Genomic DNA, 25,104 nt, shown 5'->3' with positions numbered 1-25,104 from the left:
ACCTTCGACACCGTGGGCGAGCGCAGCGACGGGATGTTCGACACCGTGCTGGTGGCCAATCGAGGTGAGATCGCCGTGCGGGTCATCCGCACACTGCGCGCCATGGGCATCCGCTCGGTGGCGGTCTACAGCGACGCCGACAGCGACGCGCGCCACGTCGCCGAGGCCGACGTCGCGGTGCGACTCGGTCCCGCGCCGGCCAGGCAGAGCTACCTCGACGTGGACGCGGTGGTGCGCGCCGCACTGCGCACCGGCGCCAAGGCCGTTCACCCCGGATACGGATTCCTCTCCGAGAACGCCGAATTCGCGGCGGCCCTTGCGGCGGCAGGCATCACGTTCATCGGCCCGCCGGTGGGCGCCATCCAGACGATGGGGGACAAGATCGCGGCCAAGGCCGCGGTGTCGGCGTTCGGAGTGCCGGTGGTGCCCGGCATCTCGCGACCCGGGCTCACCGACGCCGACCTGGTCGACGGCGCACCGGAGATCGGGTTCCCCGTGCTGGTGAAGCCGTCGGCGGGTGGTGGCGGCAAGGGCATGCGGGTGGTCCACGACGCGGCCGATCTGCCGGCCGCGCTGGCCTCGGCGCGCCGTGAGGCGGCGTCGGCGTTCGGTGACGACACGCTGTTCCTCGAGCGTTTCGTGCTGAATCCCAGGCACATCGAGGTGCAGATCGTGGCCGACGGGCACGGCAACGTCGTGCATCTGGGGGAGCGCGAGTGCAGCCTCCAGCGACGCCATCAGAAGGTGATCGAAGAAGCGCCGTCGCCGCTGCTTGACGCCGAGACGCGCGCCCGCATTGGTCAGGCAGCCTGCGACACGGCCCGCAGCGTCGACTACACCGGGGCGGGCACCGTCGAATTCATCGTCTCCGCCGACCGGCCCGACGAGTTCTTCTTCATGGAGATGAACACCCGGCTCCAAGTCGAGCACCCGGTCACCGAACTCGTCACGGGCCTCGACCTCGTCGAGCTGCAGGTGCGCGTGGCCGCCGGCGACGGGCTGCCCTTCGGTCAGGACGACGTCGTGCTGACCGGGCACGCCGTCGAGGCGCGCGTGTACGCCGAGGATCCCGCCAACGGCTTCCTGCCGACCGGTGGCACGGTGCTCGACGTCGTGGAAAGCCCACGCACGCGCAACGACTCGGGCATTCGCGCCGGCACGGTCGTCGGCAGCGACTACGACCCGATGCTCGCCAAGGTGATCTCCCACGCCCCGAACCGGTCCGGGGCGTTGGCCGTCCTGGACGCGGCGCTGGCCGAGACGGCGGTACTGGGAGTGACCACCAACGTCGACTTCCTGCGGTTCCTGCTCGCCGACCCCGACGTGGTGGCGGGGCGGCTCGACACGGGTCTGCTCGATCGGCGGACGCCCGACTACGTCGGTGTCACGGCCACCGACGAGGATCTGGTGGCGGCCGCCGCCTACCGCTGGCTCTCGCGCTGGCCGGCCACGAGCGGTGATCTCTGGGGTGTGCCGTCGGGCTGGCGCATCGGGGCACACGCGGCGACGACGACACGGCTGCGGGCCGGCGAGCGGACCGAGCACGTGCACGTCGCAGGCACCCCGCAGCGCGCGACGGTGCGCATCGAGGACGGCGAGACCCGTTCTCTGACGGCATCTCTGGACGGCCGCGCCCTGACGATGACACTCGACGGGACGAGGTCGCGGTACGTGGTGGCGGCCGACGGCGGGGTGTCGTGGCTGTCCGGCGGCGGACGCACCGTCGCGGTCCTTGAGGTGCGCGAGGCACCCGTTCGGGCGGCCGACGAGGCAGCTGGGAACGCCGAATTGGTCAGCCCCATGCCGGGATCGGTCGTCGCCACGGGCGTCGACGACGGCGCCGCGGTGACCGCGGGTGCCGTCGTGGTGACCGTCGAGGCCATGAAGATGGAGCACGCGTTGACCGCACCGGTCGACGGCGTCGTCGAACTTCTCGTCGCCGTCGGCGAGCAAGTCAAGGTGGGCCAGCCGCTGGCCCGGATCGTGGCCGGCGGCGCCGGCAATGTCGCCGAAGCATCTACGAAGGAGACTGAGGCATGAGCGAATTCTTGTCCACCGCAACGCTGCCCGACCACTATCAGCAGCTCGCCAAGACCGTCCGCGACTTCGCCCGCAGCGTCGTCGCACCCGTGTCGGCCACGCATGACCGCGAGCACTCCTTCCCGTACGAGGTCGTCGCAGGCATGGCCGACATGGGACTGTTCGGTTTGCCGTTCCCCGAGGAGTACGGCGGCATGGGCGGTGACTACTTCGCGCTGTGTCTGGCGCTCGAGGAACTCGGCAAGGTCGACCAGAGCGTGGCGATCACGCTCGAAGCGGGTGTGTCGCTGGGGGCGATGCCGGTGTACCGCTTCGGCAACGACGCCCAGAAGCAGGAGTGGCTGCCGCTGCTGTCATCGGGCGAGGCGCTCGGTGCGTTCGGTCTGACCGAGGCCGGCGGTGGCACCGACGCGGGCGCCACCAAGACGACTGCCAAGCTCGACGACGGTCACTGGATCATCAACGGCAGCAAGCAGTTCATCACCAACTCCGGCACCGACATCACCAAGCTGGTCACGGTGACGGCGGTGACCGGCGAGGTGGACGGTGCCGGAGGGCAGGAGCGGAGCGACACGGGGGGTGGCACCAGGAAGCAGATCTCGTCGATCCTCGTGCCCGTCCCCACGGCGGGCTTCACCGCCGAACCCGCCTACGACAAGGTCGGCTGGAACGCCTCCGACACCCACCCGCTGAGCTTCGACGACGTCCGCGTCCCGCAAGAGAATCTGCTGGGGGAGCAGGGTCGCGGATACGCGAACTTCCTGCGCATCCTCGACGAGGGCCGCATCGCGATCGCCGCACTGTCGGTCGGCGTCGCGCAGGGCTGCGTCGACGAGTGCGTGAAGTACGCCAAGGAGCGCGAGGCGTTCGGCGCGGCGATCGGCACCAATCAGGCCATCGCCTTCAAGATCGCCCGGATGGAGACGCGCGCGCACGTGGCCCGTGCGACGTACTACGACGCGGCCGCACTCATGTTGTCGGGCAAGCCCTTCAAGAAGGCGGCCGCCGTGGCCAAGCTCGTCGCCAGCGAGGCGGCGATGGACAATGCGCGCGACGCCACCCAGGTCTTCGGCGGCTACGGCTTCATGAACGAGTACCCGGTCGCGCGGCACTACCGCGACAGCAAGATCCTCGAGATCGGTGAGGGCACCACCGAGGTGCAGCTCATGCTGATCGCCCGCGAGGCGGGCCTGTGACGGCGGAGGAGACGCAGAGGAGAGTCGTCACCCAGCGCGGCCTGTGGTTCGAGGAGTTCGAGACCGGGGTGCTGTATCAGCACCGGCCCGGCCGGACCGTCACCGAGGCCGACAACGTCCTGTTCACCACGCTCACCATGAACACCCAGGCGCTGCACCTCGACGCCGCGTTCGCCGACGCGCTGCCCCCGTTCAACCAGCGGCTGGTGAATTCGATGTTCACGCTGTCCACCCTCGTCGGGCTGTCCGTCGCACAGCTGACGCAGGGCACCATCGTGGGCAACCTGGGCTTCGGCGAGATCGCGTTCCCGAAGCCGCTGTTCCACGGTGACACGCTGTACGCCGAGAGCGAGGTGCTCGACACGCGCGAGTCCAAGAGCAGGCCGGGCGAGGGCATCGTCACGTTCTCCCACGTCGGGCGCAACCAGCACGGCGACGTCGTCGCCACCGCGTCGCGAAAGACCCTGGTGCGCAAGCGTCCCGCGGCGGACTCCTGATGCTGCTCGCACCCGGGCCGGCGTGGTTGTTCTGCCCCGCCGATCGCCCCGAGCGGTTCGAAAAGGCCGCCCGCGCGGCCGATGTCGTGATCCTCGACCTGGAGGACGGGGTTGCGGCCGCGGATCGGGAGGGAGCACGCGCCGCGCTGCTCGAGACCCGGCTCGACCCCGCGACGACGGTGGTGCGGGTCAACCCGGTCGGCACGCCGGATCACGCCCTGGACCTGACGGTGTTGGCCCAGACCGACTACACCACCGTCATGCTGGCCAAGACCGAGTCTGCCGAGCAGGTGCGGTCGCTGGCACCGTGGGACGTCGTGGTGCTCGTCGAAACCCCGCTGGGCGCACTGGCGGTCGCCGAGACCGCACGGGTCGACAACGCGTGCGCGGTCATGTGGGGTGCCGAGGACTTGTTCGCCGCGACCGGGGGCACCGCGAACCGGTGGCCGGACGGCAGCTACCGCGACGTCGCCGTACACGTTCGCTCTCAAAGCCTCCTAGCCGCAACGGCCTACGGCAAGCTTGCGCTGGATTCGGTGTACCTGGACATCTCGAATCTCGACGGGCTGCGGGCCGAGGCCGACGACGCGGTCGCCGTCGGCTTCGACGCCAAGGTGGCGATCCATCCCACCCAGGTCGACGTGATTCGGGCGGCGTACGCCCCGACCGACGACCAGGTGGCGTGGGCGCGCGCGGTGCTCGAGGCCGCGGGGTCTCGACGCGGCGTCTTCCAATTCGACGGTCAGATGGTCGACATGCCGGTACTACGACGGGCCCAGCGGATCGTGCGGCTCTCCGGGGGTTGAGCCACGGAGGCGCTACCTGCGCTTCGCGGCGGCCAAACGTGCGGCGAATTCGGGGGATTCGATGGAGGTGGCCTGCGGCCCGATCTCGACGTCGACGGCAAGGCGGTGCTGTTCGGAGTCGACGACCCCGGGGTTCGCCGTCGCCCGCATCGAGGCCTTGGTGGCGATTACCACGTCGCGGGGAGCCGCCGCCGGGCCCGCCGCCAACTCGCGGGCCGCGGCCACCGGATCGTCGGCCACCTGCAGCGCGAGCCCGTGCTCGACGGAACTCTCAGCGTCGAAGCGCATCCCGAACAGCAGTGACGCGCGGGCCACCTGGGGACCGACCGCGCGCTGCAGCATCCACGTCGCACCGCCGCCGGGGTGGATGCCAAGCTTTTGGAATCGGGGGTCGTACATGGCACGAGGGCCCGAGATCCGAACGTCGGCGGCCAGCGCCAAGTTCAGTCCCGCGCCGACCGCGGCGCCGTTGACCGCGGCGATGGTCGGCAGCGCGCAGTTCGCGATAGCGAGGAAGCCGTCGTAGATCACCCGCAGGCCGTCCTCGGCGGCGGCGCCGAGTGCCGTCAGGTCGGCGCCCGCGCAGAAGGCCTTGCCTGCGCCGGTGACGATCACCGCGTGCACCCCCTGGTCGGCTTCGGCGGCGTCGACGGCCGCCCGCAACGCCGCGGAGATCTCGGTGGTGACCGCGTTGCGCCGGTCGGGATCGTTGACCGTGATGAGAGCGACGCGGTCCTCGACATGGCTCAGTACGAGATCGGACACTGCTCGACAGTAGTGGATCGGCCGGGCTAGGCGACCAGCGAGAGTGCGTGGCCGCGACGCAGCTTTCCCGACGGTGTCTTGGGGATGACGCCGGGTTGCAGCACCGCGACGTTGCGGGGCCGCACGCCGACGTCGCCGAACACCTCGTGGGCCACCTGGCGTTCGATGCGACGCACCTCGTCGGGGTCGTCGTAGGCGTTGGATTCGACTGCAACGGCGAAGGTTTCGCGAGTCAGGCCGGCGTTGAGGCGCACCGCGACCGAGCAGCCGGCCCGGACACCCGCCACGCGGCTGGCGGCGCGTTCGATGTCGGTGGGGTAGATGTTGCGCCCGGCCATGATGATGACGTCCTTGACCCTGCCGCACACGACGATGTCGCCGACCTCGGTGAGGTAGCCCATGTCGCCCGTGTCGTACCAGCCGGCCTTGTCTTGCGCACCGATGAAACCGGCCATGGTGACGTAACCGTTGGTGACCGGCTTGCCCCGCACCTGGATGACCCCGACGGCGCGTTCGGGCAGCACCGCGTCGTCCTCGTCGACGATGCGCACGTGCAACCCGTCGATGGGCTTGCCGAGGGCGACCAGGCGGCGAGTGTTTCCCTTGGTGGCGGGCACGGCGCGGTGCAGCACTGCCATCAGGTCGGCGTCGACCTCGTCGACGACCATGCCGGCACCGCACTCGGTGAACGACACCGCGACGGTGGTCTCGGCCATCCCGTAGGCCGGCACGATGGCCTCGGGCCGCAACCCGAACGGGGCGCCCGCCTCGCACAGGTCCTCGACGTCCGCCGGGTCGACCTGCTCGGCGCCGGACAGCGCCCACCGCAACGACGACAGGTCGAACTGACCCTCCTCTGCCTGCCTGCGGAGGCGCTTGGCGAAGAGGTTGTAGGCGAAGTTGGGCGCCGCGGTCATGGTGCCCTTGTACTTGTCGATCAGCTTGGCCCACAACAGGATGTCGCCCAGGAAGTCCATGGGGGTGACCTTGACCAGCTCCGCGCCGAAGTACATCGGCACCGTCAGGAAGCCCGTCATGCCCATGTCGTGGAAGCACGGCAGCCAGCTGACTATCACGTCGGTGTCGGTGTCGAAGTTGGCGCCGACGAACATCGCCTCGGCGTTGGCCACCACGTTGGCATGCGAGATGCAGACGGCCTTGGGGAACCCCGTCGAGCCGGAGGTCAGCTGCATCAGTGCGAGGTCGTCTTCGCCGGTGTCGACGGGGTCGACCGGGTCGGCGGCCAGCAGTTCCTCGACGGTCAACACTCGGATGCCGCGTTCGGCCAGCACCGGTGCGGCGGCGGTGAACGGATCGCTGACGACGACCACCTTCGCCTCGATCATGCCGATGACGTCCATCGTCTCCAGCGCCCACCGCTGAAGGTCGGTGCGTGGGGTTGGCTGGTGCAGCATGGTCAGGCTGGCGCCGCGCATCCAGATGCCTTGGGCGGTCGGGGCGATCTCCACCGGTGCGCCCGCCAGCACGGCCACGGCGTCACCGTGGGTGATGCCTGCGCCGGCCAGCCCGCCCGAGATGCGGCGCGCACGCTCGTAGACCTGTTTCCACGTATGTCGGACCGGCGCGTGGGGGTCTCCGGTCGTCATACCGTTTAGGCTCTGGTGAGCGTTGGCGAACATCGTCTCGGTGAAACTGCTCACGAAAATGCCTTTGGCTCGGTCGAATCTGTACCGGTGCGTGGTCGGGTGACGTCGTCGTCGAGAGCCCATGCTCGACGTCGTATCGGAGCAGCGCGCCGTGCCGCGCCGCGTGGTGATCAAAAAGTGATGGTCCCACTCGAGGCCCACCCCGACCTGACCAGAGCGGTGAGATCGTCAACCCACGCGTCGTCGAGCGGCGCGTCGTGGCGGACGATGATCCGGAAGATCGCGCTGCCCACGACGACTTCGGCCAGCAGCGGCAAGTCTGGGACGTCACTCGGCAGGTCGGGCTCGTCGCCGATCCGGGTGCGGAACGTGGCCAGGCTCTCGGCGAACCGTGACGTCATCTTGGCGTGGACGTCCGGGTCGGCGACGGTGTCGGCGATCAGCCCCGGCAGCGCGATGCGGACCTCCGGTCGGTCGAACATGCTTCGCGTGGCCTCCACCAGCGCGCGGATGTCCGCCACGACGTCGCCGGAGGCGCTTGGCACGGCGGTGACCTCCGCGGGCAGGATTGCCTCGTGCACCAGCTGCGCCTTGCCGGAGAAGCGCCGGTAGATCGCGGCGGTGGTAGTGCCGGCGCGGGCCGCGATCGCGGAGAGGGACAGCGCGGTGTAGCCGGTCTCGAGTAGAAGCTCGCGGGTGGCGTCGACGATCGCGGCGTCGATCCTGCGATCGCGCGGCCGCCCCGCCGACGACCGGACCGAGTCCTTGTCATCCCCGGGCCGATCTGTTCTCATGATTTCAATATAGACCGCATCGTATTGTTATTGGAGGTCGCGGCGTGAAGGTCATGACGGCACTGTTCGGCCCTACCGACGCTGCCGAACGGGCCGCCCTGCTCCGGGAAGCCGGGGCCGCGGGGGTGTTCACCTTCGAGGGTCCGCGCGAGGTATTCACCCCGCTGGTGCTTGCGTCGACGGTGGAGGGCCTGGATCTGATGACCAACGTGGCGATCGCGTTGCCGCGCAATCCGATTCAGCTCGCGCATCAGGCCAACGACCTGCAGGAGATCAGCCAGGGTCGCTTCATCCTCGGGCTCGGCACCCAGATCCGTGCGCAGATCGAGAAGCGGTACGGCACCGAGTTCGACCATCCGGTCGCCCGCATCAAGGAGATGGTGGGCGCGCTACGGGCCATCTTCGCCACGTGGAACACCGGTGAACGACTCGACTTTCGCGGCGAGTACTTTCGGCACACCCTCATGACGCCGACGTTCAACCCCGGCCCCAACCCGTTCGGGCCGCCACCGATCTACCTCGGCGCACTTGGCCCGCTGATGACGAGGGCCACGGCCGAGGTGGCCGACGGTCTGTTGGTGATGCCGTTCGGATCCACCCGGTTCCTGCACGAGGTGACCATGCCCGCGGTCCGCGAGGGACTGGCGTCGGCGGGGCGGGGTGCCGACGAGCTCGCAGTGGTCCCCGAGATCATCGTGTCGGTCGGAGAGGATCACGCGTCGACGCGAATGTTGTTGGCCTTCTACGGTTCCACGCCCGCCTACCGGCCGGTGCTGGACGCCCACGGGTGGGGCGACCTGCAACCCGAACTCAACGCCATGTCCAAACAGGGCCGGTGGCAGGAGATGTCGACGCTAATCGACGACGAGGTGCTCCACACGATCGCCGCCTGCGGGACCCCGGCCGAGGTGGCCGCGCACGTCCGCGACCGCGTCAAGGGCGTCTCGGACCGCGTCTGCCTGTATCAGCCCGGTCCCATCGCCGTCGAGGCGCTGGCCGAGATCGTCGACGCGTTGGTCTGAGCGATGAACGTCATCTCGAGCGAATCCGACGTCTGAAGACCCGACGCGCGGGACCGCCGAGGCGCAAGATGGCCGCATGGACATCTCGGGCTCGACCGCACTCGTCACCGGCGCCAACCGCGGGCTCGGTCGACACTTTGCCGGCCAACTGCTCGCCCGCGGCGCCACGGTGTACGCCGCTGCCCGTAATCCCGGCTCGGTCGACCTCGAGGGCGTCATCGCGTTGGCCGTCGACGTCACCGACCCGGAGTCGGTGGCCGCCGCCGTACGTGACGCGGGGGACGTGACGCTGCTGGTCAACAACGCCGGCATCGCCGCGAACGCGAATCTCTTGACCGGTGATCTCGACGGCGCGCGCCGCGAGATGGAGACCAACTACTTCGGCACCCTGTCGATGGTTCGGGCCTTCGCCCCGGTGATCGAGTCGAACGGTGGCGGCGGCATCCTCAACGTGCTCTCGGTGCTGTCGTGGGTGAGCTACCCCGACATCGGCGGGTACTGCGCCTCGAAGTCGGCGGCCTGGTCGATGACCAACGCCATGCGCCTGGAGCTGGCGCCGCGCGGAATCGTGGTGACCGGACTTCACGTCGGTCTGATGGACACCGACATGGCCGAGGGGCTCGACGGTCCGCGAGCCGATCCCGCGGACGTGGCGGGCCAGGCGCTCGACGGGGTGGAGGCCGGCGACTACGAGGTGCTCGCCGACGAGACCAGTCGGCAGGTGCGGGCCGGTCTCTCCGGAGGGGTGGCGAGCCTGTACCCGCAACTCGGGAACTGATCCGCGCCGATGGCGGTTCTGAGGACGCCGGACGATCGGTTCGCCGATCTGCCCGGCTATCGATACGCACCCAACTACGTACACGTGCACGCACAGGGCGTCGAGCCGCTGCGCATGCACTACGTCGACGTCGGCCCCCGGGACGGGCCCGTGGTGCTGCTGGCCCACGGCCAGCCGACGTGGTCCTACCTGTACCGCAGCGTGATCGACGTGCTCGTCGATGCCGGGCTGCGGGTCGTGGCACCCGACAACATCGGGTACGGCCGCTCCGACAAGCTCACCGACGCAACCGATTACACCTTCGCCCGCCACGTGAACTGGCTGGCCGGTTTGGTCACCGCTCTAAATCTGCACGACGTCACCCTCGTCGCCCAGGACTGGGGCGGACCGCTCGGGTTGAGCGTGCTGGCGCGCGACGAGGCGCGGTTCGCCGGGGTCGTGGCCACCAACACCATCCTGCACACGTGCGATCCCGCGCTCGAGGGCCAGCTGGAGTGGGCTCATCACGGGACCGGTGACGGCCGAATGACGTTGCAGGAGACGCTGCTCGACTACGTTGCGTTCTACCAGCGGTCACCGGAGATCGTGCCCAGCTTCTTCCTCGACGCGGTGGCCGGACCGCTGCCCGCCGACGTGTTGGCCGCCTACGACGCACCGTTCCCGGACCGGTCCTTCACCGCGGGCCTGCGCCAGATGATCGCCCTGATCCCGTTGACGCGCAACGACCCTGGGGCGGGCATCGGCCGTAACACCATGGCGGTCCTCGGGCGCTGGGATAAGCCGTTCCTCACCGCGTACTCCGACGGCGACCCCGCCACCCGTGGCTGGGACGGAGTGTTCCAGCGCCACGTGCCCGGCGCGCGGGGACGCGACCACGTGACGATCAGCGGGGCCGGCCACTTCGTCCAGGAGCAGCGCGGCGAGGAACTCGGTCGCATCGTGGCTGACTTCGTCGCTCACAGCTAGTTCGCGGCGAATTGGCAGTCGCCCACGGCGAACTGACAGCGAACTCTGGCAACCTCATGGCGAGATCGTCGACGCGCGACGAGGTGTCAGGGGGTGTGGGTGAGCACGGTGTCTCGCGTCGCACTGGCGATGGCGACCGTTTTGGCGCTGGTCGTGTCGGGCTGCGCCGTCGACGCATTGCGCGTGCCCGGTGGCGACGGTGTCGCGGCCAAGCTCGCGGAGTGGGGCCGCAGCCACGGGCTCAACACCGAGGTGACCTGGCTGGAGAAGCAGCTCTACCTTCGCAATCAGCCCGCCCTCGGGGGCGAGCCGCCCGGGGGCATCCCGACCGCGGCCGGGGCGGTGCCACCGGGGCCGGTGTCGGCGGCTCTTCCTGCGGGGCCGATGTCGCCGCTGAGCGGGTCGACCGCGCTGCCGGGCGAAGGCGCGTGGCACACGGTGGTGACCGTGCGCGGCACGCCCGCCGTTCAGGTGGCGGCGCTGCGGCCCGACGATCAGCACACCTCTTTCGTCGTCGGCGTGCTGCGGATGGACCCGGCTCTGGTCCGCGGTGAATTGCGGCCCGGCACCACCGATCCCGGCGGCAACTGGTCGGCGTCACCCGCGCTGACCACCGCCGAGAGGGGTGAGGTCGCCGTGGCGTTCAACGGTGGCTTCCGGCTGACCGATCCCAGCCATCCCGGGTACTTCAGCCAGGGTCGTACCGTCCGCCGGTTGGTCGACGGCGAGGCCAGCCTGGTCATGCGGGCCGACGGCACCGCCGACGTCGGCCGGTGGAACCAGGAGGTGCGGATGGCCCCCGACGTCACCAGCGTCCGGCAGAACCTCGTCCCGCTCGTCGACGACGGGGCGCTGAACCCGACCTGCGCCACCGGCGGCACCAAGGAGTGGGGCACCACGATCGGGCAGACCGCGTTCATCCACCGTTCCGGATTCGGTGTCACGGCAACCGGAGTCGAGGTCTACGTCGCGGGCCCGGCGCTGTCGGTCTGCACGTTGGGCCGCATCCTGCAGGACGCCGGGGTGGTCCGCGGGATGGAACTCGACATCAACCCGGACTGGGTGAGTGGGGCGTACTTCCATCCGCAGCCCGGCGGAGCGCCGCAGGGCTACAAGCTGTTTCCCGACGAGAAGGTCTCGCCGCAACACTATCTGCAGCCGTCCTCGCGCGACTGGTTCGCCTGGTTCACCCGCTGAGGGTCAGTCGGCGCTGATTGCGTCGACGATGTCGAGTCGCGCGGCCCTCAGCGCCGGCGGCACCGACCCGAGCAGGCAGATCGCGAGTGCGGCCAGCCCGATGCCGATCATCGACGGGCTCGGCGCCCACGCGACGTCGATGCTCAGGACGTTCGTCAAGGCAATCGACGTCAAGTATTGAATCGCCGCGCCGAGGACGAGTCCCAATGCGGCACCGACGATTCCGATGCCCGCGGCCTCGGCGAGGATGGCCTTCAGGGTAAAGGACCTGGTGGCGCCGATGGCCCGTAGCACGCCGATCTCGCGCCGCCGGTCCAGCACCGACAGCATCAGCGTGTTGAGCAACGTCACGGCCGAGACCACCACGACGATCCACGCGATGATCGTGATGACGGCGATCACCTGGTCCAGTGCGCTCGCCACGCCGTCGAGGGCCTCGTCGCCCGAGTAGACGAAGGCTTCCGGCGCGACGACCTTCCGGATCGCGGCCCGGACGGTGTCCGGGTCGGCACCGGGGGCGACGGTGACCTCCAGATCGCTCGCGCCCGCGCGGTCGAACCAGCCCTGCATGGCATCCAGGCTCATCGCCACGGTGCCCGTCATGCCGGAGAAGTACGGCACCAGGGCGAGCACCCGAACGGTGCGCGGCCCGGTGGGCGTCTGCAACGTGATCTGGTCACCTGCCGCGACGTTCATCGACGTGCCCAGATCGCGTGACAGCGCCACACCATCACCGTCGAGCAGCCTGTGGCGGTCCTCAGGGCTCAGCGAGGTGAAGATGTCGCGGTGAGAGTTGGCGGCGATGCCCAGGAGCATCACCCGCGAATCGTCGACTGTGGCGAAGGCCATCTGGTCGGGCACCACCCGCGCCACACCCGGCACGGCGGCGACGGCCGCGTCCGTCCCCGGCGGCAGCAACGCCGACGAATAGTCCGTGGCGGCGGCCGAACTCACCCACACGTCGGCCTGGGCGATCGAGGCGAACGAGGCCACCGTGGAGTCGACGGCGTTGCTGGTCGCACCGGTGACCGCCACCGTGGTGACGACTGCCGTCAGCACCGTCATCATCGCAACCCACATCCGCCGGGGGGCGCGTTCGATGGTCGCGGCCCCGAGCACGCCGGCAGGCCCGAAGCGGCGGGCCACCGCGGCGGCCGCGGCGATGATGGGTCCCGAGAAGGCGAAGCAGAGCGCGCTGAAGCCGATGAACGACAATGCGATCGACGCGATGGCGATCCGGCCGAGGTCGGCGGTGACCACGCCGACGGTGACGGCGAGCAGCACCGCACCCGCGACCCCCGCCGCAATCCTGAGCCGGCGGGACCCGCGATCGGCGGTCGTCGCGCCGTTGGGTGCCAGCGCCTCGATGGGTGCGACCGCGTGGATCTGGCGGGCGGCCAGCGCCGACGCGCACGTGCTCGCCAGGACGCACGCCACGACGGTCAGCGGCACCACCCACACGGGCAAGACGTACTCCAACCGCGCGTCCAGGGTCTGCACCATCGTCGAGGGCAGTTCGCCGATGGCCAGACGACCGATCAGCACGCCGAACGCCGACCCCACGACACCGCCGAGAAAGCCCACCAGCGCGGCCTCGAACAGCATGTCGGACATGATCGTTCGCCGCCGACCACCCAGCGCGCGCATGGTCGAGATCAGTGGTCGGCGCTGGGCGATCGCGATGCTCATCGCGTTGTAGCTGAGGAACGCGGCCACCACCAACGACACCGAGGCGGCCAGCAGCGTCATGGCTTGCAGGATGGCGAACGAGCTGCTCGCCTGCGCGGCACGGAAACTCGGTGTCGCCACCACCGCCTTACCCTGCAGCGCGGTCGTCAACGCCGTCCGCACCGCGCCCGGGTCCTTGCCGGAGGTGGTGAAGACGAGGATCGAGTCGAGCCGGCCCGCGCGGCCCGAGAGTCGTTGCGCCAGAGCCAGCGGGGCGATCACGAAGTGCGCGTCGTTGAGACGGCGCGCGGCGGGCCCGTCCACCACTGCGACGGCGGTGACCTGCGTCGAGCCCGCGATCTGGAACGGCTGACCCTTCGCCACGCCGAGGCCCGCGCCGACGATGACCCCGTCGGATGCCGACGTCACCGGAGAGCCGCGGTCGAGTTGGTCTGAAATGGCGGTCTGCAGGTCGGAGTGCAGTTCGGCGGCGTTCTGGCCGAGGCCGATCAGGAGTGCGGGCTGCCCGTCGGCGGTGACGCGCGTGCGGATCAACGGCACCGCCGCGCGGACGCCTCCGGTGGCGGTAACCGCGGCCAGCATGCTCTCGTCGACGCCGTCGCCGGTGATGCCGGAGACCTCGAGGTCGGCGTCGCCGCCGATGCTGGTGGCCAGGCGGTCGATCGACCCGGTGATCGACCCGGACACCCCGAGCACGGCGACGAGCAGCGCCGCGGACACCGCGACCACCAGAACCGACGCCAGCGCGCGACCCCAGTGGGTGCGCAATTCGCGGACGTTGAGGACCTTCAGTCGGCTGAAGTTGGCGAGCAGCACCGGTCAGCGCCGGTGTGCGGAGTGCTTGCCGCGTCGTCGTGGTGGCTCGGTGACCAGGACGTGCGACGTGAACTCGCCGTGGCGCACGGTGGGGATGATCTCGGTGGGCTGCTCCCGCATGCCGGCGGCGTGGCGTCCGCCGTCGGGTCCGCGCCGTGGCGGATGGCCGGCTCCGCCGGGAACGTCCGATCGGACCGCACCGTCCTGCACCGTGATGACGCGGTCGGTCTGCGCGGCGGCGGTGAGGTCGTGGGTCACCATGATGACCGCGCGCCCGGCGCCGTCGGTGCGGGAGACGTCGCGCAGCAGTTCCATGATCGCCGCGCCCGTGGCGGAGTCGAGGTTGCCGGTGGGTTCGTCGGCGAGGATGAGCGGTGGGTCCATCATCAGGGCGCGCGCCACGGCGACCCGCTGCATCTGCCCTCCAGACAGTTCGGCAGGTCGGTGGTCCACGCGGTCACCGAGGCCGACGCGGTCGAGCAGCGCGACGGCGTTCGCGCGCACCCCTCGTAAACGCTTGCCGTCGAGGAGCATTGGCAGTGCGACGTTCTCCCAGGCGGTCAGCGTCGGCAGCAGGTTGAAGAACTGGAAGACGAATCCCACCTGGTTGCGGCGGAACGTCGACTGCTGTTCGTCGGTCATGGTGGCGATCTCGGTGCCGTTGAACTTAATCGAGCCGGAGTCGGGAGAGTCGAGGGCGCCGAGCAGTTGCAGCAAGGTGCTCTTGCCGGCACCTGACGGGCCGACGATGGAGGTGAACTCGCCACCGTTGATCCGCAGCGTCACCCGGTCGAGCGCACGGACGACGTGCCCACCCGTGCGGTACTCGCGTACCACATTGGTCAGGTCGACGGTCAACGCCACGTCAGGTCACCTCGCGGCGAGCCCGGCCGCGACGGACGTGCTCGTCTCGTCGAGGCAGTCACTGATCTTCTGTCCCACCTTGCGGTTGCGTCGACCACCCAGCCCCAGGATCGACGGCACGTGAGCGTAGACCGCCTGGTTCTCGGGGGCGTCCATGTGCGTGAAGGGCGGCGTGCCGGCGAGCGGGGTCAGCGGCAGTCGCAGGACGTCGCGGGCCATCTTGACGACCGGTGCGTCCAGGACGGCGACGAAGTGCTTGATGTCCTCCCGCCTCGCCGCCAGCGCCATGATGCGCATCAACTGGACGTGCGTGGCCACCAGTCGGCGGCGGTAGCGGCGGGGGATCGCCGCCGTCGCGCCGTCCCAGCAGTCGTCGAGGTCGTCGATCCCGTGATGGCGCATCACCTCGGTGACCGAGATGGTCCTCGGCGCGATGGGCGACTTCACGCTGTCGTCGAGGTCGACGATGGTCTTCAGCCCGGCCGGGGAGTTGCGGATCATCCGCAGTGCGCCGGCGGGCACTCCCTCACGGGTGTCGACCACCAGGAAGAACAGGCTGCTGTCGTCGTACGGGCCGTACTCGCGCTTCATCATCGCGGCGTCGTTGCCCCACGAGGCCTCGAAGACTTCGCGCTCGACCTGACGTGCAATGTTGGCGAACGGGTCGGTGCCCTCCAGAGCGAAGCACGCGAAGCGGTTGCAGCCCAACCTCTTCGTGTCGAGGAAGCCTGCCGTCAGCGCGTCACGCTCCGCATCGGGCATGTCGTAGACGTACTCCGTCACTCGCCGGTGCTCCCACCTATCAGCATGCATTTCGACAGGCAGAACGCCGTCGCGGAGGTGACCCGTCTGCGGGTTGCGACCGACCATGCCATCGACCGGGACGAGACGCAAACGCCTTGGCGAGGTTCACAGCTGCCTCCCGTCGACGCCCCAGGCGTTCAGCAACCCGGCAACCGTGCGTGGAGAGTGGCGCTCCCACCACGGCAAACGAGTTCGGCCACGGCGGCAACGGCAGTCTCATAGGCGTCGGCCATGGCGTGTGCGACCTCGGTCCGCTGGCGGCGGCGCCGCTCGCGCCGTTCGAAATTCGTCACCCCTGAGGGTGTCAAGTCCGCCAGGCAGGCCGTCACGGCGCGCCGCAGCCCGGCGTCGTCGACCCCGTCGGGGCCGTACCCGTACTCCGGGGCGCCGTGCTGCTGACCGAAGTATCCGCAATCCGGAACCACGACCGAGGTGCCCGCGTCGTGACAGGCCTCGACCCATCCCGAATGGGTGCCGAAGGCGTACGGCAGCACCACCACGTCGACCTCGGACAGGTACTCGGTCAGTTCGTCGTCGCTGAAGCGGGGATGTACCCGCACGTCGACGCCCGCGTCTCGGTAGCGCCGCACGTGCTCGGCCGACCCGGTGACCTCCAGGGCCTCGTCGTCGAGGTCGAGCCGGAGGCGGTGTCGGGGGAGTTCACCGGCGAGCAGTGCGTCCAGGACCGGCCACGGCCGGATGTTGGCGCGCAGGGCCTTGCCGTGCACCGCGACGACCGGGTCGGAACGCGACGGTCGTGGCGCGCCGACGGCGTCGATCGGAAGCACGTGGGGGTGGGGCAGCACGACGGCGTCACGGCCCCACCGCCGGTGGATCTCCGTGGCCGCGCCGGGCGTCAAGGTGAGCACCACGGTCGCCGCCGGAACGAGGACGTCCAGCCGGGCCAGGTGCTCGGTCGCGTCGGCGAAGTGCGGGTTGTGCAGGTCGTGCACCGTCAGCACCAGCGGGATCCGCGCGTGGCGCAGTACCTCGAGGACCTGCTGGAGATCGGCGACGGGGATGGCCTCGAACCCGAAGTGCACGTGCAGTACGTCGACGGAGTCCACGTGGTCCCGCAGATACTCGGGGTCGAGGAACCGAGGGGGCCACCACTGGCCCGCCATGGTGGCCCCCGGCGGCACCGGGTCGGGCAGCAGGGTGACGCGCGAGGTGTCGACCACCGCGGCGACGTACGGGTGGGCTGCGGGGACGGACGCCACGGTGAGCACCCGCTGTCCCTACCCCCTTTGCGCCGTTTATGCACCGATTCCCGCGGGCAACTAGCGTGACGTGCTGCACCAACCGTCGCCGAGGACCCGGCACTACGGTGACTTCTACGGCGTCGGCCCAGCCCGAGACGACGAGTCACGGCCGCTCTGGGTGGTGGTGGGCAACTGTCAGGCCGAGGCGTTGCGACTGGTCCTCGACGGCGTGCCCGACCGCCCGTACACGACGGTCCGGATGCCGCCGGTGCACGAACTGGAGCAGGCCGACGTGCGACCGCTGCACGACCTGCTCGCCAGGGCCTCGGTGCTGCTGTCCCAACCGATCAGGGACGGCTACCGCGACTTGCCGTTGGGCACCGCAGAACTGGCCGCCCACCTACCGCGCACCGCGCAGGTCATCCGGTGGCCGGTGATCCGGTACGCCGGTCTGCATCCGTTCCAGGCCATCGTGCGGCGCCCGTCTGACCGCAGCGTGGTGCCGCCGGTAGTGCCCTATCACGATCTGCGGACCGTCGTCGCCGCCCGGAACGGCCTCTCGGTCGACGACGAATGGGACGTCGACGTCGCCGACGCCGGGTTCGTGGCGGTCGCCGAGGCAAGTCAGGCCGAGTTGGCGCGCCGGGAGGGTCTGCAGTGCGACGTCGCGGTGTCGGACGTGCTGGGCCGCAGCGGCGCCGAGGCCGCCCACACGATCAACCATCCCGGCAACGGGGTCCTGACCGAACTGGGGCGCCGGGTGCTCGCGGCATTGGACGTCACCGCCACCGTCCCCACTCCCACGCGAACGCTGCTGGGCTCGGTGACCGCACCGCTGGAGTCCCGGGTGCTCAGAGCGCGCGGCATCGCCGCGCCTAGCCGTACCGACTGGTGGTTCGACGGCACCGTGATCAGTCCCGTCGAGGTCCACCGGTCCCAATTGCGTTGGTACGGAGACAATCCCGACTTCGTCGAGCTGGCGATCGCGCGTCACGCCCACACGCTGGACCTGCTGGGTCTGGGGACGGCGTCGGTCCGGTGACGGTCACGCACCTGGTGGTCGGGCCCACGCGTCACGGGGTGGTGACCTTCGCGTCGAATCTGGCGGCCTCGCTCGACGGACTCGGCGGCGCGGTCGCGGTCGTCCGGGTCGGGGATTGGCGAGACCTCGACGGATCGGACATCCCTCGTGATGGGCTGCATCTCAACTTCACCGACCGGCTGTTCGGCGCCTCGCCGTCGGACGCCGCGCACCGGGTGGCGGGCATGGCTCGCGATGCCTCGGCAGCGGGTCGTCGCGTCAGCGTGACGCTGCACGACGTGCCGCAACCCGCCGACGGGGGCAATTATCCGTTGCGCGTGCAGGCCTACCGAGACGTCTGCACGGCGGTGCACGGCGTGGTCGTCAACAGTGAGCACGAACGCTCGCTGCTGGCCGAGTCCGGCATCGCCGACCCCTCGGCCGTGATGGTCGTCCCGCTCCCGCTCGACGTGACGAGCGTGGGGTCGCGACCGGCGGTCGAGGACTGCAGCGTCGGGGTGTTCGGCTTCCTCTATCCCGGAAAGGGGCACGACGAGGTGCTCGCCGCGATGGCGGACTTGCCGCCCTCGATCGATTTCGTCGCCGTCGGCGAACCCTCCTCTGGCCACGACGACCTGGTGGCAGAGCTGGCGGCGACCGCAGAGGGTGCCGGCCGCCGATTCTCCGTCACCGGCTACGTTGCCGACGACGCGCTCGACGGCGTCCTTCGGCGCGTCACGGTGCCGGTGGCCCATCATCGACACGTGTCGGCGTCGGGATCGATCAACACCTGGATCGCGGCGGGACGTCGACCGCTGGTTCCGGTCAACCGCTACACCCGTGAACACGCCGAGCGGAATCCCGGCACCCTGACGCCGTACCCCGACACCGCCGACGGTCTGCGCGCGGCGCTGCGTCACGCGCTCGAGCACCCCGACGCCACGTGGATCGCGCCCGACGCCGGCAGTGGTTCGACGACGCGTGCCGCGACGGCACTCTACGCTCGGGCGCTGTCCCGATGGCACGATGACTGAGCCTCGACCGTCTCCAATTCCGTTGTCCGGCGGCCGCGTCGCCGTCCCAGGCAATCGGTGGGACCTGCTCGACGGGCATCCCGGTCTGCCCGTGCACGTCGCGGTGGTCATCCCGTTCTACGAGCAGCACGCCCAGCTCGACCTGACACTCGCGGCACTCGAGCAGCAGACCTACCCGCACGAGCTCCTCGAGGTGATCGTCGCCGACGACGGGTCGGCGCAGGCGCCGCGGCCGCAGTCGACGTTGGCCGTCTCGGTGGTCAGCCAGGGGCGCAACGGTTTTCGGGCTGCGGCGGCGCGCAACCTCGGGGCACGGGCGACGACGGCCGACGTCCTGTGCTTCCTCGACGCCGACACCCATCCCGACCCCGACTACGTGCGCCGCATCGTCCGCCTGCCGTCGGTGCTGCCCGACGCGCTCGTGGTCGGCCGTCGCAGGCACGCCGCGCTCGACGGGTGGACGCCAGACCGGTGGCGGGCGTGGCACGCGGGCGGGCCAGCGCCCGAGGTGCTCGACGAACCGCAGTGGCTACGTGAGGCCTATGACCGGACGAGAGCGCTGCTCGACGTCGACCACACGTCCTATCGCTACGTAATCAGCTCGGTGATGTGTTGCAGCCGTGCGCTGTTCACCGACATCGGCGGATTCGACGAATCCTTCACGCGCTACGGCGGCGAGGACTGGGAGCTGGCGCACCGCGCGGTGTGCAGCGGCGCGGTGTTGCAGCACGAGCCCCTTGCCGTCGCGTGGCACTCCGGTCCCGACTGGGCCGGCCGCGACGTCGCCGAGCGGACGGCGGCCAAGAATCACGAGGCGCTCGCGGTGGCACGGCTGGTCACCGATCCCGACGCCCGCCGCCACGGATTGCGCTACGAGATCCCCGAAGTCGCCGTCAGCGTCGACGTCACCGGTCACACCGCGGGCTCGCTCGTCGCCACGCTGGCCTGCTTCCTGCCTCTCGACGTCGGCATCTGGCTTCACGGTCCGTCGGCCGAGGACCTGCGTCGGGAACTGCGCGACGACGACACCAGGATCTCGGTCGGCGACGTACCCGCCGAGGTGACGTCGAGATGCCGATTCGTCCTGGAAACCAGAGGACGCGCGGTGCTGGCCCAGGCCGGGGTCAGTAACCTCGTGGCGACGTGCGGCGAACCGGGCGTCGGCGAGGTCGTCGTCGAGAACGGTGACGTCGGCGTCGTGTGCCGCTCGACGTGGGCACTCAACCGGACCCGGCGCTGGACCGCCGAGGCCGGCGCCGATGCGGTGGCGGGTTTCTACGAGGCCCGGCGCCTCGACGCAGCGGAACTGGGGCTGCGGCAAGGTTCGCCGGACACGTCGCTGGCGTGGTGAGGACGATCAGTCGCTCGCGCGGCTGAGCAGCTTGGAGCCCAGGCCGGTGAGCACCTGCGTCGACCGCTGCTGCTCACCCTGCTGAGAACCGAGCACGATGATCGCGCCGGTGAGGACCGGGAGCAACCACTGCAGGTACTTCAACTGCTGCTGAGCGGCGGCGACGTCGTCCGGGGTGGCGGCCGACGGCTCGGTGGCACCGGACACCGAATGTCCGTCGCCCTGAGCGGTCTTCGCGCCAAGCACTCCGCTGTACGCCGTGGCACCGACAGCGGCGGCCGTGAGTACCAGCTTGGTGACGGTGTTGGCGGTGACACCTTCCTGGTGCTTGGCGCGCTCCTTGTTCGCTGCCAGGATTCCCGCGCCTCCGATCAGGTGCGCGCCGATGGCGGCGAAGTTGACCGGTGCCCACTTTCCCCACCCGACGGCGGCGATCTTGGCCCGTTCCCGAGGATCTTGAACGGCGGCCGCCGCACCGTTGACGCCGACCGCGCCCATGAGTGATCCCCCGAACCAGGCGGCTGCCCCGAGGTCGTGAAGTGAGCGAACGACGGTGTTGCGTGATGACATGTGGTGTTTCCTCCAATTGGGACAGTGCTTTTCGCTACATGCTCGGTCCGCAGGGGGCTTCAAACGCGACCGACGCGGACGGTTTTTCGAACCGGACCACGGGGTACGTACGAGCCAGACGCGTACACGAAGGGGACGACATGACGGAGCCAGATCGCGGTCGGGACGAGGAACACCTCGACGCGTCGGAGGACGACGGGTCGACGGAGTTGCTGCCCGAGGACGGCGGTACGGCATCGCCCCCGTCGTCCGGTGACGACTCCGGGCAGTAGCGCGGCGGGCGCCGTCGACTCAGGGCGCTGCGGTGGCCCGTCTTCGACGCCAACGCCGGAACGATCTCAAAGGTCCGGCAAAGTCATCCGGGTGAAGGCCATGGCCAGCGTTCGCCATCGCGGCGCTTACCGAGCGTCGGACCTTCCTATTACGGACGGCAGTCGGTTTTCTTCCGGTCCAAGAACGGCACCTCTGCGATCCGGACACCTTCGCCGGGCAGTGGCGCAGAACTCGCGACGAGTGGACGTCCCGGACATCAGCTCGTACAGCTTCCGTAGGACCGTCGCGCCGCTGATTGACGATGCCGGACTGGCGGCTCGCATCGGTGCCGACCGAATGGGTCACTCTCAAGTGTGATGACACGGGAGCGTTAGAGGAGCGGCGGACGGGTACATGATCGGGTGGCCGAGCTGCTTAAACGGCCGAAGTTCTACTTCTGATCAGCGCCCCCGGCAGGAATCGAACCTGCGACCTAGGGATTAGAAGGCCCTTGCTCTATCCAACTGAGCTACGGAGGCAACGCCCGAAGAGTGTATATCCCGTCGGATCTGGCAACCGCCTCCCAACACCGGTATTGCGACCCGCGCCCCGAGGCGGCCGACTAGCGTGGACCCCGCACTCGGGGGGACGACGGCAGGAGATCGACGAACGATGAGCGACGTGCCGGACTCCGCCGCGGGCGGACTGCCCGAGGAGCTGAGCGCGGTCGACCAGTTGTTGCACCGCGGCGAGGCCAACCCGCGCACCAGGTCGGGCCTGATGGGCGTCGAGCTGCTCGACGCGGCACCGGACTGGGAACGCTTCCGCGACCGCTTCGAGAACGCCTCGCGGAAGGTGCTGCGCCTCCGTCAAAAGGTCGTGATGCCGACGTTGCCGACCGCGCCGGCCCGGTGGGTCGTCGACCCCGACTTCAACCTGGACTACCACGTCCGCCGTGTCCGCGTACCGGCCCCGGGCACCCTGCGCGAGGTCTTGGACCTCGCCGAGGTCGCCCTGCAGTCACCGATGGACATCACGCGACCCCTGTGGACGGCCACCCTGGTGGAGGGTCTTGCCGACGGCACGGCCGCCACGATGCTGCACCTGAGTCACGCCGTCACCGACGGCGTCGGCGCGATCGAGATGTTCGCCAACATCTACGACGTCGAACGCGACCCGCCGCCGCCCAAGGCCGCGCCTCTGCCGATTCCCGAGGACCTCTCGCCCAACGACCTCATGCGGGAGGGCATCGCCAAGCTGCCGGGCTCGATCGCCGGCGGCATCCTCGGCGCCATCGGGGGAGCGGCGTCGCTGGTGGGCCGAGCGGTCCGCGACCCCATCTCCTCGGTCGGCGGCGTCGTCAACTACGCCCGCTCGAGTGCGCGCGTGATGGGTCCGGTCGCCGACCCGTCGCCGCTGCTGCGCCGGCGCAGCATGTCCTCGCGCACCGAGGCGATCGACATCGCGTTCGGCGATCTGCACAAGGCGTCGAAGGCGGCGAGCGGCTCCATCAACGACGCGTACCTGGCCGGGTTGTGCGGGGCCTTGCGGCTCTACCACGAAGCCAAGGGCATCCCCGTCTCCACGCTGCCCATGGCGGTGCCGGTGAACCTGCGCTCCGATGACGACCCCGCGGGCGGAAACCGTTTCGCCGGAGTCAATCTCGCCGCGCCGGTCGGGGTCGCCGACCCGGCGAAGCGCATCGCGAAGGTACGCGCGCAGATGATGCGCAAGCGTCAGGAACGCGCCATCGACATGGTCGGTGCGATGGCGCCGCTGATCAGCCTGCTGCCCGACCCCATCCTCGAATCCGTGGCCGGGTCGGTGGTCAACTCCGACGTGCAGGCGAGCAACGTCCCCATCTACCCGGGTGACACCTTCATCGCCGGAGCGAAGATATTGCGGCACTACGGCATTGGGCCGCTTCCCGGAGTGGCCATGATGGTGGTGCTGGTGTCGCGGGCCGGCTACTGCACGATCACCACCCGCTACGACCGCGCCGCCGTCGCCGACGAGGCGCTGTGGGCGCGATGCCTGCTCGCCGGGTTCGACGAGGTGCTGGCGCTCGGCGGCGACGGTCGCGCCACACCTGCGTCGTTCACCACCGATCCACCCACACCGTCGACCTCGGCGTCGGCGAACGCGTCCACCTCGGCCAATGGGAGTGCCCCACGATGACCTCGCAGAACGGACAGCCCGAACGCAAGGGCGACAACGTGATCCTCCGGCTGCCCGGCTCGGTCGCCGAGATCGAGGCCAGCCCGGAGGGACCCGAGGTCGGCGCCTTCTTCGATCTCGACGGCACGCTGGTGGCCGGTTTCACCGGTGTGATGATGACCCAGGACAGATTGCGGCGCGGCCAGATGAGCGTCGGCGAGTTCATCGGCATGGTGCAGGCCGGACTCAACCACCAGCTCGGCCGCTCGGAATTCGAGGATCTGATCGGCAAGGGCGCACGGATGCTGCACGGCAACTCCATCAGCGACCTCGACGAGCTCGGCGAGCGGCTCTTCGTCCAACACGTCCAGGGCCGCATCTATCCGGAGATGCGCGCGCTGGTGCGGGCTCATCAGGCGCGCGGCCACACCGTCGTCCTGAGCTCGTCGGCGCTGACCGTCCAGGTGGATCCGGTGGCCAGATTCCTCGGCATCGACAACGTGCTGAGCAACCAATTCGAGACCGACGACGACGGGCTGATCACCGGCGAGGTGCGCGCACCCGTCATCTGGGGTCCCGGCAAGGCCCGTGCGGTACAAGCCTTTTCGGCACGCAACGGTGTCGACCTGGCCAAGAGCTACTTCTACGCCGACGGTGACGAGGACGTCGCATTGATGTACCTTGTCGGCAACCCGCGACCGACCAATCCCGCCGGAAAGTTGCAGGCGGTCGCCGTCAAGCGGGGATGGCCGATCCTGAAGTTCACCAGCCGCAGTGGCAGCAGCCCGGTGGCCCAACTGCGCACCGTGGCAGGCATCGCCTCGCTGCTGCCCGCGGCGGCCGGCGGCCTCGGGCTCGGCCTGCTCACCCGCAACCGTCGCACCGGGGTCAACTTCTTCACCGCCGCATGGACGCGGCTGTTGATGACCGCGATCGGCATCGACCTCAACGTGCTCGGCGAGGAGAACTTGACGGCCCACAGGCCCGCGGTGTTCATGTTCAACCATCGCAACCAGGTCGACCCGTTCATCGCGGGCCGGCTGATCAGCGACAACTTCACCTCGGTCGGCAAGAAGGAGCTCGAGAAGGACCCGCTGATGGGCCCGGTCGGTCGGGTGCTCGACGCCGCCTTCATCGACCGCGACGATCCAAAGGCCGCAGTGGAGAGTCTGCAGAAGATCGAAGACCTTGCACGCAAGGGCATCTCGGTGTTGATCGCGCCCGAGGGTACCCGGTTGGACACCACCGAGGTGGGGGAGTTCAAGAAGGGCCCGTTCCGGATTGCGATGGCGGCCGGGGTGCCGTTGGTGCCCATCGTGATCCGCAACGCCGAGATCATCGCCGAGCGCAACTCGAGCACGTTCAACTCCGGTTCGGTGGACGTCGCGGTGTTTCCGCCGATCTTCGTCGACGACTGGACTACCGAGAATCTCTCGGAGCGCATCGCCGAGGTGCGGCAGCTCTACCTCGACACCCTCAAGGACTGGCCGGTCGACGTGCTCCCCAGTGCACCGCTCTACGAGCGCACCCCCGCGAAGGGGAAGGCGCCTGCCAAGAAGGCGCCCGCGAAGAAGGCACCGGCCAAGAAGGCGCCTGCCAAGAAGGCGCCCGCCAAGAAGGCGCCCGCGAAGAAGGTCGCAGCCGGAGACACCGCGGCGAATGACTCGGCGGCGCAG

Annotated in this window: 20 protein-coding genes, 1 tRNA gene and 3 pseudogenes; 15 read left to right on the top strand and 9 right to left on the bottom strand. The window is 69.6% G+C overall.

Translation table 11 applies throughout. The features are described from left to right. Positions 1-33: 33 nt before the first annotated feature. The 4 genes from H7K45_RS27220 to H7K45_RS27205 are packed head-to-tail and all read left to right on the top strand — an operon-like array spanning position 34 to position 4,539. Positions 34-2,040, top strand: coding sequence for an acetyl/propionyl/methylcrotonyl-CoA carboxylase subunit alpha (locus H7K45_RS27220; protein ID WP_263999344.1), 2,007 nt, complete (start codon positions 34-36; stop codon positions 2,038-2,040). Beyond that, a complete protein-coding gene (locus H7K45_RS27215) occupies positions 2,037-3,236 on the top strand; it encodes an acyl-CoA dehydrogenase family protein (protein WP_263999200.1) in 1,200 nt (399 codons plus the stop codon). Before H7K45_RS27220 ends, H7K45_RS27215 begins: the two co-directional genes overlap by 4 nt. Next, entirely contained in the window at positions 3,233-3,733 is a 501-nt protein-coding gene (locus H7K45_RS27210) for a MaoC family dehydratase (protein ID WP_263999199.1), read from the top strand. Before H7K45_RS27215 ends, H7K45_RS27210 begins: the two co-directional genes overlap by 4 nt. Continuing rightward, the gene (locus H7K45_RS27205; RefSeq protein WP_276070522.1) at positions 3,733-4,539 is read left to right on the top strand and encodes an HpcH/HpaI aldolase/citrate lyase family protein; all 807 of its coding nucleotides are present in this window, start codon (positions 3,733-3,735) and stop codon (positions 4,537-4,539) included. The genes H7K45_RS27210 and H7K45_RS27205 overlap by 1 nt, the downstream gene beginning before the upstream one ends. A 12-nt stretch (positions 4,540-4,551) precedes the next feature. Here H7K45_RS27205 and H7K45_RS27200 read toward each other — a convergent pair whose 3' ends face one another. The 3 genes from H7K45_RS27200 to H7K45_RS27190 form a co-directional block, all read right to left on the bottom strand. Continuing rightward, a complete protein-coding gene (locus tag H7K45_RS27200) occupies positions 4,552-5,304 on the bottom strand; it encodes an enoyl-CoA hydratase (RefSeq protein ID WP_263999198.1) in 753 nt (250 codons plus the stop codon). Positions 5,305-5,330: 26 nt separating this feature from the next. Further along, positions 5,331-6,965 carry a fatty acyl-AMP ligase gene (locus tag H7K45_RS27195; RefSeq protein ID WP_263999197.1) on the bottom strand — a complete coding sequence of 545 codons (1,635 nt, stop codon included), beginning with the start codon at positions 6,963-6,965 and terminating at the stop codon, positions 5,331-5,333. Positions 6,966-7,081: 116 nt separating this feature from the next. Continuing rightward, positions 7,082-7,705 (bottom strand): TetR-like C-terminal domain-containing protein, encoded by a 624-nt coding sequence (locus tag H7K45_RS27190; protein WP_263999196.1) that lies wholly within the window; start codon positions 7,703-7,705, stop codon positions 7,082-7,084. A 44-nt stretch (positions 7,706-7,749) separates the two neighbouring features. Here H7K45_RS27190 and H7K45_RS27185 point away from each other — a divergent pair, with 44 nt between their 5' ends. From H7K45_RS27185 to H7K45_RS27170, 4 genes are all read left to right on the top strand, one after another. Further along, on the top strand, positions 7,750-8,727 hold the full coding sequence (locus H7K45_RS27185; RefSeq protein ID WP_263999195.1) for a TIGR03617 family F420-dependent LLM class oxidoreductase: 978 nt from the start codon (positions 7,750-7,752) through the stop codon (positions 8,725-8,727). Between the two features lie 76 nt (positions 8,728-8,803). Beyond that, positions 8,804-9,505: an SDR family oxidoreductase gene (locus tag H7K45_RS27180; RefSeq protein WP_263999194.1), complete on the top strand. Its 702-nt coding sequence runs from the start codon at positions 8,804-8,806 to the stop codon at positions 9,503-9,505. A gap of 9 nt (positions 9,506-9,514) precedes the next feature. After that, complete coding sequence (locus H7K45_RS27175) at positions 9,515-10,471, top strand: haloalkane dehalogenase (RefSeq protein ID WP_263999193.1); 957 nt, start codon at positions 9,515-9,517, stop codon at positions 10,469-10,471. Positions 10,472-10,570: 99 nt separating this feature from the next. After that, positions 10,571-11,668: a hypothetical protein gene (locus tag H7K45_RS27170; protein ID WP_263999192.1), complete on the top strand. Its 1,098-nt coding sequence runs from the start codon at positions 10,571-10,573 to the stop codon at positions 11,666-11,668. A gap of 3 nt (positions 11,669-11,671) precedes the next feature. Here H7K45_RS27170 and H7K45_RS27165 read toward each other — a convergent pair whose 3' ends face one another. The 4 genes and pseudogenes from H7K45_RS27165 to H7K45_RS27150 form a co-directional block, all read right to left on the bottom strand. After that, positions 11,672-14,173, bottom strand: a complete 2,502-nt coding sequence (locus tag H7K45_RS27165) for an FtsX-like permease family protein (protein WP_263999191.1) — start codon at positions 14,171-14,173, stop codon at positions 11,672-11,674. A gap of 165 nt (positions 14,174-14,338) precedes the next feature. Then, positions 14,339-15,031: pseudogene (locus H7K45_RS27160) on the bottom strand (ABC transporter ATP-binding protein); the annotation flags it as partial. Positions 15,032-15,043: 12 nt separating this feature from the next. Continuing rightward, positions 15,044-15,820 carry a hypothetical protein gene (locus tag H7K45_RS27155; protein ID WP_263999190.1) on the bottom strand — a complete coding sequence of 259 codons (777 nt, stop codon included), beginning with the start codon at positions 15,818-15,820 and terminating at the stop codon, positions 15,044-15,046. Between the two features lie 158 nt (positions 15,821-15,978). Beyond that, the gene (locus H7K45_RS27150) at positions 15,979-17,070 is read right to left on the bottom strand and encodes a glycosyltransferase family protein (protein ID WP_263999189.1); all 1,092 of its coding nucleotides are present in this window, start codon (positions 17,068-17,070) and stop codon (positions 15,979-15,981) included. A gap of 61 nt (positions 17,071-17,131) precedes the next feature. Here H7K45_RS27150 and H7K45_RS27145 point away from each other — a divergent pair, with 61 nt between their 5' ends. Genes H7K45_RS27145 through H7K45_RS27135 form a run of 3 tightly spaced genes read left to right on the top strand, consistent with a single transcriptional unit; the run spans position 17,132 to position 20,449 of the window. Continuing rightward, positions 17,132-18,085 (top strand): WcbI family polysaccharide biosynthesis putative acetyltransferase, encoded by a 954-nt coding sequence (locus H7K45_RS27145; protein WP_263999188.1) that lies wholly within the window; start codon positions 17,132-17,134, stop codon positions 18,083-18,085. Further along, positions 18,082-19,098, top strand: coding sequence for a glycosyltransferase family protein (locus H7K45_RS27140; RefSeq protein WP_263999187.1), 1,017 nt, complete (start codon positions 18,082-18,084; stop codon positions 19,096-19,098). The genes H7K45_RS27145 and H7K45_RS27140 overlap by 4 nt, the downstream gene beginning before the upstream one ends. Further along, positions 19,091-20,449, top strand: a complete 1,359-nt coding sequence (locus tag H7K45_RS27135; RefSeq protein WP_263999186.1) for a glycosyltransferase family 2 protein — start codon at positions 19,091-19,093, stop codon at positions 20,447-20,449. The genes H7K45_RS27140 and H7K45_RS27135 overlap by 8 nt, the downstream gene beginning before the upstream one ends. A 6-nt stretch (positions 20,450-20,455) precedes the next feature. Here H7K45_RS27135 and H7K45_RS27130 read toward each other — a convergent pair whose 3' ends face one another. Continuing rightward, positions 20,456-21,019, bottom strand: a complete 564-nt coding sequence (locus H7K45_RS27130) for a hypothetical protein (RefSeq protein ID WP_263999185.1) — start codon at positions 21,017-21,019, stop codon at positions 20,456-20,458. 140 nt (positions 21,020-21,159) lie between these two features. Between H7K45_RS27130 and H7K45_RS27125 the strand changes: the two genes are divergently transcribed. Beyond that, positions 21,160-21,291 (top strand): hypothetical protein, encoded by a 132-nt coding sequence (locus H7K45_RS27125; RefSeq protein ID WP_263999184.1) that lies wholly within the window; start codon positions 21,160-21,162, stop codon positions 21,289-21,291. A gap of 445 nt (positions 21,292-21,736) precedes the next feature. Here H7K45_RS27125 and H7K45_RS27120 read toward each other — a convergent pair. Then, positions 21,737-21,810: transfer RNA gene (locus H7K45_RS27120), tRNA-Arg, on the bottom strand. Between the two features lie 133 nt (positions 21,811-21,943). Between H7K45_RS27120 and H7K45_RS27115 the strand changes: the two genes are divergently transcribed. The 3 genes and pseudogenes from H7K45_RS27115 to H7K45_RS27105 all read left to right on the top strand — a co-directional run. After that, a complete protein-coding gene (locus H7K45_RS27115) occupies positions 21,944-23,449 on the top strand; it encodes a wax ester/triacylglycerol synthase family O-acyltransferase (RefSeq protein WP_263999183.1) in 1,506 nt (501 codons plus the stop codon). Beyond that, positions 23,446-24,738 (top strand): annotated as a pseudogene (locus tag H7K45_RS27110) (HAD-IB family hydrolase); the annotation flags it as partial. The gene H7K45_RS27115 and the pseudogene H7K45_RS27110, both read left to right, overlap by 4 nt. A 186-nt stretch (positions 24,739-24,924) precedes the next feature. Beyond that, positions 24,925-25,059, top strand: a pseudogene (locus H7K45_RS27105) (hypothetical protein); the annotation flags it as partial. Positions 25,060-25,104 lie beyond the last annotated feature (45 nt).

The organism is Mycobacterium yunnanensis, from assembly GCF_025823185.1.
GTDB classification, from domain to species: Bacteria; Actinomycetota; Actinomycetes; order Mycobacteriales; family Mycobacteriaceae; genus Mycobacterium; species Mycobacterium yunnanensis.
This window is presented reverse-complemented; position numbering and strand designations above follow the sequence as displayed.

Coding starts and splice junctions, on each gene's coding strand:
- H7K45_RS27220 (WP_263999344.1), top strand. CDS start 34: ATGTTCGACACCGTGCTGGTGGCCAATCGAGGTGAGATCGCCGTGCGG.
- H7K45_RS27215 (WP_263999200.1), top strand. CDS start 2,037: ATGAGCGAATTCTTGTCCACCGCAACGCTGCCCGACCACTATCAGCAG.
- H7K45_RS27205 (WP_276070522.1), top strand. CDS start 3,733: ATGCTGCTCGCACCCGGGCCGGCGTGGTTGTTCTGCCCCGCCGATCGC.
- H7K45_RS27190 (WP_263999196.1), bottom strand. CDS start 7,705: ATGAGAACAGATCGGCCCGGGGATGACAAGGACTCGGTCCGGTCGTCG.
- H7K45_RS27180 (WP_263999194.1), top strand. CDS start 8,804: ATGGACATCTCGGGCTCGACCGCACTCGTCACCGGCGCCAACCGCGGG.
- H7K45_RS27175 (WP_263999193.1), top strand. CDS start 9,515: ATGGCGGTTCTGAGGACGCCGGACGATCGGTTCGCCGATCTGCCCGGC.
- H7K45_RS27135 (WP_263999186.1), top strand. CDS start 19,091: ATGACTGAGCCTCGACCGTCTCCAATTCCGTTGTCCGGCGGCCGCGTC.
- H7K45_RS27130 (WP_263999185.1), bottom strand. CDS start 21,019: ATGTCATCACGCAACACCGTCGTTCGCTCACTTCACGACCTCGGGGCA.
- H7K45_RS27125 (WP_263999184.1), top strand. CDS start 21,160: ATGACGGAGCCAGATCGCGGTCGGGACGAGGAACACCTCGACGCGTCG.
- H7K45_RS27115 (WP_263999183.1), top strand. CDS start 21,944: ATGAGCGACGTGCCGGACTCCGCCGCGGGCGGACTGCCCGAGGAGCTG.